Origin of the sequence: Arthrobacter sp. NPDC057013 (genome assembly GCF_042674585.1) — a bacterium.
In the GTDB taxonomy this organism is placed as follows: Bacteria; Actinomycetota; Actinomycetes; order Actinomycetales; family Micrococcaceae; genus Arthrobacter.
In genome coordinates this window covers 1-12980 of record NZ_JBHUSE010000025.1, presented here as the reverse complement: position 1 = coordinate 12980, position 12980 = coordinate 1, and the positions used below count along the sequence as shown (strand labels likewise).

Annotated in this window: 11 protein-coding genes; all 11 read right to left on the bottom strand. The window is 61.1% G+C overall.

Features of this window, described 5'->3' with window-relative positions; all coding sequences use genetic code 11:
* Positions 1-15 precede the first annotated feature (15 nt).
* Positions 16-273, bottom strand: coding sequence for a hypothetical protein (locus ACFTSA_RS21805; protein WP_377953994.1), 258 nt, complete (start codon positions 271-273; stop codon positions 16-18).
* Positions 274-591: 318 nt separating this feature from the next.
* Positions 592-1593, bottom strand: a complete 1002-nt coding sequence (locus ACFTSA_RS21800; protein ID WP_377953993.1) for a carbohydrate kinase family protein — start codon at positions 1591-1593, stop codon at positions 592-594.
* 362 nt (positions 1594-1955) lie between these two features.
* On the bottom strand, positions 1956-3050 hold the full coding sequence (locus ACFTSA_RS21795) for a glycoside hydrolase family 172 protein (protein WP_377953992.1): 1095 nt from the start codon (positions 3048-3050) through the stop codon (positions 1956-1958).
* Between the two features lie 36 nt (positions 3051-3086).
* Positions 3087-3980 (bottom strand): carbohydrate ABC transporter permease, encoded by an 894-nt coding sequence (locus ACFTSA_RS21790; RefSeq protein ID WP_377953991.1) that lies wholly within the window; start codon positions 3978-3980, stop codon positions 3087-3089.
* Entirely contained in the window at positions 3977-4882 is a 906-nt protein-coding gene (locus ACFTSA_RS21785; protein ID WP_377953989.1) for a carbohydrate ABC transporter permease, read from the bottom strand. Before ACFTSA_RS21785 ends, ACFTSA_RS21790 begins: the two co-directional genes overlap by 4 nt.
* A 76-nt stretch (positions 4883-4958) precedes the next feature.
* A complete protein-coding gene (locus ACFTSA_RS21780) occupies positions 4959-6329 on the bottom strand; it encodes an ABC transporter substrate-binding protein (protein WP_377953987.1) in 1371 nt (456 codons plus the stop codon).
* Positions 6330-6377: 48 nt separating this feature from the next.
* On the bottom strand, positions 6378-7412 hold the full coding sequence (locus tag ACFTSA_RS21775) for a LacI family DNA-binding transcriptional regulator (RefSeq protein WP_377953985.1): 1035 nt from the start codon (positions 7410-7412) through the stop codon (positions 6378-6380).
* Between the two features lie 586 nt (positions 7413-7998).
* The gene (locus tag ACFTSA_RS21770) at positions 7999-9360 is read right to left on the bottom strand and encodes a hypothetical protein (protein WP_377953984.1); all 1362 of its coding nucleotides are present in this window, start codon (positions 9358-9360) and stop codon (positions 7999-8001) included.
* Between the two features lie 114 nt (positions 9361-9474).
* Positions 9475-10524, bottom strand: a complete 1050-nt coding sequence (locus tag ACFTSA_RS21765) for a ribose ABC transporter permease (RefSeq protein ID WP_377953983.1) — start codon at positions 10522-10524, stop codon at positions 9475-9477.
* Positions 10517-12049, bottom strand: coding sequence for a sugar ABC transporter ATP-binding protein (locus ACFTSA_RS21760; protein WP_377953981.1), 1533 nt, complete (start codon positions 12047-12049; stop codon positions 10517-10519). Before ACFTSA_RS21760 ends, ACFTSA_RS21765 begins: the two co-directional genes overlap by 8 nt.
* 73 nt (positions 12050-12122) lie before the next feature.
* The coding region (locus ACFTSA_RS21755; RefSeq protein WP_377953979.1) for an ABC transporter substrate-binding protein at positions 12123-12980 on the bottom strand (858 nt) is incomplete at its 5' end.

Genomic DNA, 12980 nt, shown 5'->3' with positions numbered 1-12980 from the left:
CCGTCCATGGCAATTTCAGGCCGCCCAGAGCCGGGCATCGTGTTCTCGGATGGTTCCGCCGGGAACGTTCGGAGACAGGGCGACAGTGAAGGTTTGGTTGGTGTGCCGGGTAACGAGTATGCCGTGGTCGGGGTGCTCGCAGGAAGCCATAATGGCGTCATCGACGGCCGAGTCGAGCTGGGCTTCGAGATCCTTGCGGTCCAAGACCATCACCTTGGTTTTGTACTGGCCCATGTAGAAGTCCTTCCGTTCGGAGCGAGTATTGTCAGACATCCAGGAGCAGTTCGACCGTGTGCGCCTGGGGCGAGCCGAGTCAGGAGGGGGTCCTCCCGAGATTCATCAGGTGCCAACTCCTGAAGCGGAGGGTGGGTCCCCGGCTTTTGGGCGCCCGGCCGGGGGCGGGGTTCGTCGGCTTGCAGGTTAATCCACATCAACCGCCATCCGAGGCCCAAGCAATATCCGCGGATTCCCATCACCGGGACCGCGCCAAAGACTGATCCACAGCTACCTGCCCCTGCTGAAACGTAGTTATGGCAGGCTCCTGGTGCTGTAGGAATCTTGTGGTCAGGACGGGGCAGGAATCTCCCGCCCTTATTGGGTCTCGTGTACTGAGACCGGCAGCAGCCCGATCTCCTCGAGGGACGGTGGATTCGCACCGGCTCGTGAGCACGTAATGGCCGATGCAGTGGTCGCATAGCTGAGGATGGTCAGGAGGTTTTCCTCAGTGATTTTTTGGAGCCCCTCCCGGCCGCGCGGGCCGAGTAGATCCAGTTGGTCCAGTGCAGAGATCAGGGCAGCCATGAACGAGTCTCCAGCACCGATGGTATCCGCCACAGCGACGGGGTGGGCCGGGAGCGCTACCCGTGCGCTTCTGCTGAGGGCCATCGGGCCGAGGGGCCCTTGGGTGACGACGATAAGGGCGGGGCCGAGCCCAAGCCACGCCGCCATTGCCTCGTGCAGGGACAGTTCAGGGTAAAGCCACCTTAGGTCTTCGTCGCTGGCCTTTACCACGTCACTTTGCCGGACAAAAAGCTCAGCCTGTGTGCGGGCGTAATCGACATCTGGAATGACTGTGGGCCTGCAGTTGGGGTCATAGCTGACAGTTGCATGCTCATGGGCGCCTTGGACGAGTTCGTAAACGGTCCGCGCTCCGGGCATGAGCATTGTGGCGATTGATCCGGTGTGGACGTGGAATGAGGCCTCGACGCTCTCCAACGCCGCGAGTGAGACGTTCTTGATATCCCAGTCCAGACAGAAATCGTAGTTCGCGCTGCCGTCGGGCCCGAGGGATGCGGTGGCTACCGAAGTGGGTGACGTACCCCCACTCAACACTTGCACCCCGTTGTCGGCGAGATGATCGGTTATGAGTTGCCCCTGGATGTCCTCGCCGGCATGCGTAACGATCCGCGTCGGTAGGCCCAGGCGCCTACACCCCACGGCCACATTCAACGGACTTCCCCCTACGTGCTCGGTGATGTGGGGGAGCTCGCCTGAGGATTGGATCCGGTCAATGAGTGATTCACCGATGACTGTAAGAAGTTTGCCGCCACTTTCGGTGTCAAAGACATCGGAAGGATATGTTGTTCGGTCCAAAGCGATCGTGGAGGGCTCGTGCTCTTGCCACTCACGCGGCCTGGCTGCTTTCTGCTCAAGGGAGGGCCGATCCTCGCAGACAGAATCCTGCCTGGGATGAGGGACAGGACTGCTGTGTGTGGGCATTAGGGTCCTATTGTCGGTGAATGATTTTGGGCCGGATGATGCATGTGGAAGTCTTGGCCGGATTCGTGCGGCTCCCTAAAGGGCTTGGCCGGGCAACGTAACGTGGGAACATTCCGGTGCAAGCCCTGGGGAAAGAGGCAAGCTCGGATCAAGCCGGGCCGGCACCCTGCTGAAGCGGGGTACCGGTATCCGTCTTGACTGGACTGATCATGCCGGGCACCCGGCTCAGCGGTCAGCTATCGCGGCCATCGCAGCTGTGGGGACTGCAGCTCGGGAAGGTTCTGGTTGATCGATTCCTGGTACCAGTATGCGACCGAGAAGATATCGTCACTGCGTTCGAACAGGCCGCCGTCGAAGTCACGGGTGCCGATCTGCTGGACTGCCACCTTGAGGCGTTCCTGGAAATAGATCGGGTCCGGGATGTGCCACCGGTACACGGCATGCATGGGGGGCATGGCCCAGTGGAATGGGGCGCCCTTGCTCGTGTCCTTGGTCTCGTGGAACGGGTAGCCAAAGTATGGCGCGCTAAAGGTCAGGACCTCGGGTTCGGGGTCCAGGCGGAGCTGGTTTTGGAACGCCCAGGCGCCTCCGGCATAGTCCTCCAGACCTGTGCTGCAGAGCGTAGGGTGCGTGGTGTCCGAATCGACGAAGAACTTCACTTCGCCCTCACCCCACCAGTAGCGTTGCAGTGAGGCCAGGCCGATGTAGGTTCCCAGATATGTCCCGCTACCCTCAACGCCGTCGAGGATGATGTGGTCTTCACCCAGGGGAAGATTTCCGTTGGATCGCCGCCATTGTGCGTGAAAGTAGCCGGCGTCGGTGACGTCGTCCCCCACGGTGTAGTCGACCTGGTAGAAGAAGTGGGTGACTGCGCCTCCGTGCTGGTTTTCCACGGTGATACGGGCACCTTCGCGGAAGGGCATCGCGATAAATGAGTTCATGCCGCCTGTGGGCGCCACCACGACAGGTTCGGAAGTGACCAGACAGCGCTGGGCGAAGCCGTTAAGGAAGAAGTCACCCAGCGGGACTTCGACGCTGGGCACGTCGGAACCGTCCCAGTACATACGCAGGACGAGGTCGCGGAGCACGAAGGGGCCGGCATCCGTCCGATGGTCCACAGTCACCCAGATGTGGCGAATGACGCCGGAACCTTCGATGGCTGCGAGGGTGGCCGTTTCACCGGCAGGGATGTCGATCCACGCCGAACCTTTTCTGCCCGGTCCCAGGTGGGAGGACGCTTGCGCCCCCTGTCCGGGTTCACCGCTGAAATTTTCGGCGTTAACTGACCGGCTGCTGACGCCGGCGGGCCGGATGGCCCATGAGATAGACACGGAATCTGTTCCTTTCGGGGTGATGTAAAGGGCGCTCTACTTGACGGCGCCCGCTGCGACTCCTCGCACCAGGGTGCGCTGGAAGAGCAGAAAGAAAACAAGGGTGGGTAGCAGGGACAGCAGGGAGCCTGCATTAAGAACGGTGATGTCGATGTTGTGCTGCCCTCGGAGCGTGGACAGGGCGATCGGGACGGTCTGTGAGGACTGATCGGACAGAAGAACCACCGGGATATAGAACTCGTTCCAGGTCCAGATAAAGAAGAAGACCACCAGCACGGACAGACTCGGGCGCAGGATCGGAACCAAAATCCGCCACAGGATCTGCCAGCGGCTCGCACCGTCAAGTTGGGCGGCCTCCATCAGTTCCTTCGGAATAGCACCCATCACACTGGAAATAAGGTATGTGCCGTAGGCGGCCTGGAGCACGGAAAAAACAATGACAACGCTCCAAATGGTGTTGAACGTCCCTGTCGCCTGTGCCCCGTAGAACAGTGGGTAGATCAGCGCTTCATGCGGGAGCATAGTGGCGATCAGCAGCACGGCGAGCACAATGCCATTGGCTTTCACCCGGCCGATGCCCAGTGGATAGGCGCTAATGAGTGACAGCACGACGGCGATGGCCGCCACCAAGACCGACACTGCGATTGAGTTCCACAGCGCCTGGCCGAAATTCACCCGCCCCAGATAGTCGACGAATGCCTGCAGTGAGAAGGTAGTGGGAAAGGCCAGGGGGCCGTTGCTGGAGTAGTCCTGTGTGGATTTGAAGGCGTTAAGGATGATCAGTCCAAACGGGGCAAAGATCGCGAGGCCGGCAACCACGGCCACGGCGAGCAGCCACCATTCCCCTGCGGTCCGTTGGCGGGGCCCACCGGCGCGGGGAATCACTGTCTTATTGCTGTCTACGGTCTGGGTGGTGGTCGTGGTGCTCATTTTGCTTCCTGCCTGCGCTGCCACCACAGCATGAGGGCTGCGATCGCGAAAATTACCAGGGCCATGACTGTGGAAATCGTCGAGCCGTAGCCCACTTGGGAGAGTTCGAAGAAGTTGCGGTATGCGTAGTAGGAAGGGACCACGGTCGAGCCCTCCGGTCCGCCACCCGTCAGGATCAGGATGGGGGCGAAGACTTTTAGCGCCGCCACCGTCGCGGTGAGAACCACGATAAAGATCTCGGGCCGTATCGTCGGCAGGGAGATGGCCAGGAACTGCCGCCATTTGCTGGCGCCGTCAAGAGCGGCAGCTTCATAGAGCTCAGGGTCCACACGGGACAGAGCGGCCATAAAAATTACCAGAGGGTATCCGATCTGCAGCCAAATAAGCATCAACATGACGGCGTAGATGGCAAGGTCAGGGTTTCCCAGCCAGTCCGGGCCGTCCAGGCCGAGCGACTGCAGGAAGGTGTTGATGGCGCCGTTGGAAGGGTCGAGAATCCAGCTCCACATGAAGCCAGCGACGGCGACAGGGAGGATCTGCGGGAGGTAGTAGGTGGCACGGAGGAAGCTGGCAATCCGGGGTCCGAAGCGCCGGCCGATGGTTTCAGTCAGCAGGGCCGCCAGGAGGAGGCCGATAACGGTGGGGATAACCACGATTGCTATGACCATGAAGATGGAATTGCGCAGTGACGTCCAGAATTCGACGTCTTGGAACAACTGGATGTAGTTGTTCAGGCCGTTCCACCGCATGGGTGCGGCGCCACCCTTCCACCGGAAGAGGGAGTAGTAAATGTTCATCCCGAACGGGATACCGACCACGGCCAGGAAGCCGACGAAGATCGGCAGAAGATATAGCCAGTAGCCGCTTGGTCGGCGCAGCTTCGGCGCCAGTACATTGCTCACGGCGGGTTCCATTCGTTTTTGAAGGGCAGTTCATTGGCGGGGATGGGGCGAAGAGCTCCGCCCCATCCCCGGGGCACTATTTTTTGGTGCCCTTGTCGTAGAAGTCCTGCAGGGCGTCCAGGTATCCGCCTGCGGTTTCGTTCTTGTTCGACATCGCCTGCATGTGGTTCTGGATGAAGTCCAGGAAGCCGGGGACCGGGTAGTCGGGATAGAAGGACAAGGTGTCCGCCTTGACCACATCGTTGAACTTCTCAGTCAGTTCTTTTGTCAACGGGTCCGAGATGGTATTGATATCGCCGGCCAGCGGAAGGCCGCCTTTTTGTCCGATCAGGTTCTGCACTTCGGGGCTGAGCGTGGTCTCGATCCAGTCATAGGCCAGATCCTTGTTCTTCGCCTTCGCCGGCACACCCCAGAGGTGGCCCGACGAGCCCATGGACAGCTTGGCGCCCGGCATGATGAAGAATCCCCAGTCGAACTTTGCGTCCTTGCGGATGCGGGCAAACATTCCGTTGTTCCATGGCAGCATGGCCGCTTTTTCCGAGAGGAAGTTCACCGTGGCCTGTTCGAAGGACAATCCGCCCAGCTTGTCGCCGACGTAGCCCTTGTCAATCCACTGCTGGAAACGCTCGGTTCCGGTCTTCCAGGCGCCTGTATGGAAGTCGACCTTGTCGCGGACGAACATGAAGTCGTCGATTTCCTTGCGGCTGGCTTCGGCCGAGACCAGGGAGTACCAGACCCACATCTGGTTAAAGCCCTGGCTGGTGCTCGCAGAACTGGAAATCGGGACTTCGCCTGCAGCCTTCAGCTTGTCGAGAGCGGCTTCGAAGGACGCCATGTCGGTGGGCAGTTCCGAGATACCGGCCTTCTTGAACTTGGCCTTGTTGTAGTAGAAGTACACGTACTCACCCACATTCGGGATTCCGTACCAGTCACCGTCGCCGGCCATGCCTTCTTCGTTGTACTTGGCGAAGGCTGCCATTGAACCGCTGACCTTCTTGTCCCACCCGAACTTGCTTACCGCATCATTGAGCGGCTCCAGCAGACCTTGTGAAGCGAGCTGGCCTCCGTCAGCGTTGCCCTTGTTGAACTCGACCACGTCCGGAACATCGTTACCCGTGAGAAGGATTTTGGCATTTTGGCGGAAGGCATCGAAACTGGTTTGTTGTACGTCAACGGTGACGTCGGGGTGCTTCGCCTTGAAGATCTCCACGGCCTTCTTCCAGCCCTGACCTTGTGGCGTCGTCGGGTCTTCATACTGAAGGATCTTGAATGTGCCGGTGCTACCACCTGATGCCCCACCCTGTGCGCTGGTGGGGCTGCAGCCGGTAAGGGCAAGAGCGCTGATGCTGAGTGCGCCAATCCCGGCAAGGACCTGACGGCGTGAAATGGGTCGCAAAATGCGACTCCTCTCTGAGTTATTGTGATAGTTTCGGCTGTTTTTTGGCACGGCGAAGGTAGCCGTTGCCAGAGTGGTGCTGAGTTTGTAGGGGTTGGGTTAGAAGGACGGCGGGGCGACGGAGCCCCGTTCGACAAGCGGGCACATGGCTAGGTGCGAGACAGTTCCTGTCGCGGCTACTGCCCGACTCCGCGCGATCAATTGTCTTGCTGCCCAATCGCCCATGTAGTGATGAGGCAATTGAACTGTCGTCAGGCCCGGCAGGAGGCTTTCAGCGACGAACGCATGATTGTCGAAACCGACGACTGACAAGTCCTCGGGAACACGGAGACCCAGTTGCGCTGCTGCCTGATAGACGCCGAAGGCCAGCTTGTCGGAGAAGCAAAATACTGCCGTGGGCCGCTCCGACCGTTGAAGTAGCTCCAGGCTTGTTGCCCTTGCTGCCGCAGCGGTGAGTTCCGGGGAAAACACATGCAGAGACGGATCCGGTGTGTAGCCTGCATGGCGGAGTGCGTCCTCGTAGCCCTGGCGGCGCAGATCTCTGGCGATGTACCTGTCATCTGCAAGGTTGCACATCGCAATTCGACGGTGGCCTGCCTCAATGAGATGCTGCGTGGCCGTGGCGGCACCGCCCGCCTCATCTGGTGCCACCCAGTCGGCAGGACCGGCGTCTTCATCCGGTTGACCATCCAGGACCACAATCGGCAGGGATCGTGGAACCCGAGGTAGCTTGACCCGGGAGTTGTAGTCCGGCGCGATGATCAAACCCTCGATATTCCGTTGCAGAAGCGCCTTGACAGCAGGAGTCTCAAGGCCTGACATGCCCACCGTGTCAATGAGCATGAGAAGGTAACCGGACTCAGCGGCGGCGGTCTGTGCACCCGCCACCATCGGTCCGGCAAATGGGGTGGAGGCCACTCCATCTGCCAGGAGGCCGATTGTCAGGGAATGTTTCGTCTTCAGGCCGCGAGCCAGAAGATTCGGCACGTAACCCAGTTCATCGGCTACCGCCTTGATCCTTGCGGCAGCCTCGGGGTTGACCCGACCGCTCCCGCGATCATTGAGAACAAGTGAGACAGCAGAGATCGATACGCCGACTTCGTTAGCTATGTCTTTCAGTGTCACCAGCGACATCGGTTCCCCACTCCCTCCAGCTCTCAATCGTTTGACGTGGACTGCAAACGTTTGATGCAACTGTCTTGGCATCAAACGTTTTGACGCAACCCCGTTATATAACTGTTACAAAAGAGGCTTGGACCTCGGTTTGCGGGCACTCTCCTGGGCAGTGCTGAAGCCGACAAACGTGACCCGGCAACCTGCAATGACCCGCTTGCAGGCCGGGCAGATGCCCGCCGTCACGCCGGACGTATCGGAAGCCAAAAGTGGTCTGTCCCCAGTCAGGACGGTCTGTTGGGGATTGAGCGGGTTCGACCCTTCGTCGAGTTCTTTTTATGGCAGAGTGCCAGGAGGGCGAGTCCTCGGGGTCCTTGGAGCAGTCATCGCCGCCCCCCAACATCGCTCTCCTGTATTTCTCGGCCTACCAGCTCCCGCCGCATTCGGAGGCGTGCTTAGCCGTCCTCGACGATTTTCATGTGTCGCTGCGACAGTTCAGCCCGTCTGGCGGACCGTAATTCGTATGCTGTCGGGGCGCTGAATGCATCACTTGTTGAGCCCCGAACCCATGGCCGCACGGGCCTTGCCATGACGATCCGCTGAAGGCCTATAGCGTGCCTTTAGGGCTGGTGACTGTGGGTGCAGTCTCGAGTTGGTCGGCTACGTGCTGCCAGCCGTCGCTGAACATGCCGTACGCGGTTTTGATGTCGACGCCGACGGGAAGTTCGGGGCATTCGTTTTCACCATTGGTTCCCCAGTTGACCCAGCCGGATTGGCGGCGCTGGACGATCTGGAAGGCGCCGGAGGGTTCGGAGGTCCACCAGACCATGGTTCTGTCGAGTTCTGAATGGAATTCCGCGGTTTTGGAGGCCGCCCCGGGGAAGATGGTTTCGTGCGTCATTGCCGAGACGTCGACGGGGGTATCGGTTATCGTCCAGTGCCGCTCGGGCAGGTCAGCGAGCACGTGCGAGGTGGCCCTGACCCGGGCGAGGCGTGCACGGATTTCCTCTTCGTCCAGGGCGCCTTCCCAGCTGCAGAACAGGCGCCAGTACAGATCCCAGTGTGCGGCTTCGATGTCTCCGGTGAGTTGGCGGCGGAATTCCTGGAACTTCGCGGTGCTGGACGTTGAGTTCGCGATGGTTTCATCGACCATGTGTGCCAGTTCAGCGGCGTAGGGGTCCCCGTCGCGGTACCGTGTGCCGCCATAGGCTTCGAAGCGGTCGAAGACCACGTCGCCCGGGCCGGCCTCAAATTCATCGCCGACGGTGATCTTGTTGGTGATTGAACGGCCGTTGATGACTGTCTGGAAGTCATCTACCCGGTAGCTGCGGGTGAAATAGGGGGTTCCGTGGGTGAATTTCCAGTCGATGGAAAACGTCTTGCCTTTGAGCTCCTCGAGCAGGCCGTCGGGGATGGTCCCGTGCATCCGGTAGTGGTGCAGCACAGGGCCGTGTTCCAGGGTTTCGATCTCGACGGTGGTGTGTTCGGGCGGGTTGATAAGGCCGTTTTCGGGGGTGAAGAAGGGACCGTAGAAGCCGCCGATGGCGTTGTTGCCCGAGGGGAGCAGGTCGATGCCTTCTTTCAGTGTTGCGAAGTGACGCAGTCCCCATTTTGAGGAGCCGGTGCCCTGGGCGGTGCCCACGCACATTTCGAGGTCGAAGTACCCGGTGTCCAGGCGGACGAAGGCGTCAGTTTCGATGGGTTCGCGTTCGCTGATCCCGTCAACGCGCCGGGTGACCGGTGCGGCGAGGGTGAGCTCCAGGTTTCCCTCGAAGGTTACGACGGTGATGAACGTGGTTTTGCCTGGTTCGGGTTGGGCGTTCAGGCGCTGGCAGATAAGCGTCTCTCCGGCGCTGGTGGTTGCGGTCCAGAGGTTTTCCGTGAATTCTCCCTCGACGGTGAAGGTGACGGGTTCGTTGATCCGGCGGCCGGGAAGGCTGTCCGTGATGGTGATGGTGGGCAATGCCACGGGTTTGTCCTCTCAAGTGAATGGGCGTGGGGCTGCAATCCGGCCACTTCCGGGAAGTGGCCGGGTTGCGCTGCGCGGCAGGCAGCATGCGCTGCCGGTTCTGTCGGACGGCTGTTATGCCGGTGTCTGGGCGGCGATGGCCCTCGACCATGGCAGGCGGAGTGTGCGTTGTTTCAGGCTGTCGATGGCCACTGCGAGGATGATGACGAGTCCCTTGATCAGCAGTTGGGTGAAGAACTGGACGTTCATCAGGATCAGTCCGGTGCTGAGGACACCGAGAATGATGGAGCCGATCAGGGTTCCGTAGATCCGTCCGCGTCCGCCGACAAGGCTCGTGCCGCCCAGGACAACTGCGGCGATCGCGTCGAGTTCGTAGCCTCCGCCGGCTGTTGGCTGGGCGGAGACGACTCGGGCGGAGAAGATGACACCGGCGAGCCCGGCGCAGATGCCGGCGATGATGTAAACGGAAGTGATGACGCGCTTGACGTTGATGCCGGCCAGCCGTGCGGCTTCGGCGTTGCCTCCCACTGCGTAGACGTGGCGGCCGTAGCGGGTGCGCTCAAGGATGAACCACGCCGCTACGTAGACGATGATCATGATCACCACGGGCACTGGGATGCCCGCCAAGTAGCCGTTGCCGATGTCTCGGAAACTGAGCGTGTTGGAGACGATGGGTTGCCCGTCGGTCATGGTGTAGGCCAGGCCGCGCAGGAAGGTCATGGTGCCAAGGGTGACGATGAAGGCGGCCAGTGCCAGGTAGGCGCTGAGCATGCCGTTGATCCAACCCGCGACAGCGCCGGTAGCAACTCCCACCAGGATCGCGACGGGCGCGGGGAGTCCCGCGATGCCTGTCATGACCGATGCGACACCGGAGACGGCCAGAATGGAACCGACCGAAAGGTCGATTCCGGCAGCGAGGATGACGAATGTCATGCCGGCGGCCAGGATCGCGTTGATCGAGATCGACCGGGCAATGTTGAGGAGGTTGTTGACGCTCGCGAAATTGGGGGCGATGACGACCATTAGCGCAACGAGGGCGATCAGGACCACGAGGATGCCGACGCGGTCCCACCAGTAGGCAAAGTCGAAGCTGCGGGCGGTGGCAGGTGTGTCCTCTGGCCGGACGTCGGCGCCCTGTGGGTTGTTCAGAGCCTGGTTAGTCATGGAATTCTCCGTTTGTTTGTGCTGCTGTTCCGGTGGCGTGGGACATGACGTCCTCTTCGCTGGCGGTGCGTGAGTTAAGTTCCTGGACGATCTGGCCGGAGCGCATCACGAGGAGCCGGTCGCTGATGCCGATCGCTTCGGGCAGGTCCGAGGAGATGACCAGGATGGCCTTGCCGGCCTTGGCGAGGTCGTTGATGACTTCATAGATTTCGCTTTTCGCACCGATGTCCACGCCCCGCGTGGGTTCATCCAGGATCAGCACGTCGGATTCGCGCATCAGCCACCGGGCCAGGACCGCCTTTTGCTGGTTGCCGCCCGAAAGCGCGCTGACCGGCAGGCGCAGGGCGTTCTGCCGCAGGTGCAGGCGTTCCATTTGCTTTTTCACGGCATTCCGGATTCTGGTCCGCTGGAGCACGCCGGCGTTTACGTGCCCGCCCAGGGAACTGACGGCGATGTTGTCCTCGACAGTGTGGGAGACGAACAAGGCCTGGTCTTTGCGGTCCTCCGGGACCATGGCGATTCCGTGTGCGATCGCCTGGGCCGGGCTGGAGGCGATTGCGGCCTTGCCTCGGACGGTGACGGTGCCGCCTCGGGGCCGGTCGGCGCCAAAGATCATGCGGGCCGTCTCGGTGCGGCCGGCCCCGATGAGCCCGGACAGGGCGACGACTTCGCCTGCGCGGACCTGGAAGCTGACCGGGCCGATGCCGGCTCCGTCGGTGAGGTCTTTCACGTCCAGCAGGACCTCTCCCGGGCTGTGCCGGTCGTGGTGGTACAAGTCCTCAAGGTTCCGGCCCACCATCATCCGTACGACGTCGGGAGGGCTGATCTCGGTCTTTCCCCGGGTCCCTACGTATGTTCCGTCACGGAAGACGGTAACGCGGTCCGCAAGCTCCCAGACCTCTTCCATCCGGTGGGAGATGTATACGAGCCCGACGCCTGCGCCGCGCAGTTCGTTGATGATCTGGAAAAGGTGGAGGGTTTCGCTGCGTGAGAGGGCCGCTGTTGGTTCATCCAGGACCAGGATCCTGGCGTTCTCGCTGACGGCCCGCGCAATCTCAACCATCTGTTGCATGCCGACACTGAGCTGGCCGAGCTCGGTGCGCGGATCGATCCGTGCCCCGACCCGGGCGAGTTTCTCACGGGCCTGGGCGATCATGGCGCGGCGGTCCAAGGCCCCGAACCTGGTCGAAGGCTCGCGTCCGAGGGCCAGGTTCTCTGCCACTGTCATGGCCGGCACCGTGTTCAGCTCCTGATGGATGATGGCTATGCCGTGGGAAACGGCCTCATGCGGGGAACGGATGTCGATTTCGTTGCCGTCCATCAGGATCCGTCCGGAATCGCGGGTAACGTTTCCCGCCAGGATTTTCATCAGAGTGGATTTTCCGGCTCCGTTCTCGCCCATCAAAGCATGGACTTCACCGGCACGCAGGTCGAAGTGGACGTTATTGAGGGCGAGTGTGGCGCCGAAGCGCTTGGTGATGCCTTCCAGTTGCAGCAGCGGCTGGCGGGAGGTTGTTGTAGTCATGGCGGCCTATTCTCAGTCCGGTTGTGTGGGGCCGCGCTGCGGAGCCGAGCGGCCCCACAGGGCAGCAGGAGCCTTACCAGCCCTTGTACTGGCTGACGTTCTCGCGGGTCACAAGCTCGCTGGGGATCAGGACCGTCTTCTCCGCCGGGGGCTTGTTGTCGACGATGTTCTGCGCGATTTCGACGGCCTTGCGGACCATCTCGGCCGGATTCTGCGTCGCCGTTCCGATAAAGGGCGACCCGGACTGCTTCAGTTCCGCCACCGACTCGGGGCTTCCGTCGACACCGGTGACCTTCACGGTCCCGGCCTTGTGGGCCTGCTGGACCGCCAGAACCGCACCGAGGGCGGACGGGTCGTTCATGCCGAAGATTCCCTGAACGTCAGGGGTAGCCGTGAGCATATCCGTAGTCACGGCGAGGCCGGAAGCCCGGTCGTTCTTGGAGGCCTGCTGCCCGACAACCTTGATGTTGGGGAACTTCTTCACGACGTTCTTGCAGCCGGTAATGCGGTCACGGATCGTCTGGAGCGGAGTTCCGTCCACCAGAAGAACACTGCCCTTTCCTCCCATCTGCTCGAACAGGTACTGGCAGGACTTTTCACCGGCCTGGACTGCATTGGTCATGACCACGGCGTCGGCGCTCTTGGCCGGGGTGTCCACGGCGATCACAATGATGCCTGCCTGCTTTGCCCGCTCGATCGCGGGCTGGATGCCGTTTTCATCCACGGCGCTGATGACAATCAGGTTCACGCCCTGCTGGATGAACGTGTCGATCTGGGTGTTCTGATTCGCCAGGTCAAGCTGGGCGTCTTGGGTGTTGGCGGTGGCGCCGATCTTCGCGGCGGCCTCTTTGGCTCCCTTGTCCATGGCTGAAAAGAACGGGTTTGACATGTCCTGAACCATCAGGCCGATCTTCTCGATCTTTTTCGGCTT

What these genes read in the sequence shown, in the direction of transcription:
- ACFTSA_RS21775 (WP_377953985.1), bottom strand. Translation starts at nt 7,412, where the DNA reads ATGTCGCTGGTGACACTGAAAGACATAGCTAACGAAGTCGGCGTATCG.
- ACFTSA_RS21805 (WP_377953994.1), bottom strand. Translation starts at nt 273, where the DNA reads ATGTCTGACAATACTCGCTCCGAACGGAAGGACTTCTACATGGGCCAG.
- ACFTSA_RS21765 (WP_377953983.1), bottom strand. Translation starts at nt 10,524, where the DNA reads ATGACTAACCAGGCTCTGAACAACCCACAGGGCGCCGACGTCCGGCCA.
- ACFTSA_RS21760 (WP_377953981.1), bottom strand. Translation starts at nt 12,049, where the DNA reads ATGACTACAACAACCTCCCGCCAGCCGCTGCTGCAACTGGAAGGCATC.
- ACFTSA_RS21790 (WP_377953991.1), bottom strand. Translation starts at nt 3,980, where the DNA reads ATGAGCACCACGACCACCACCCAGACCGTAGACAGCAATAAGACAGTG.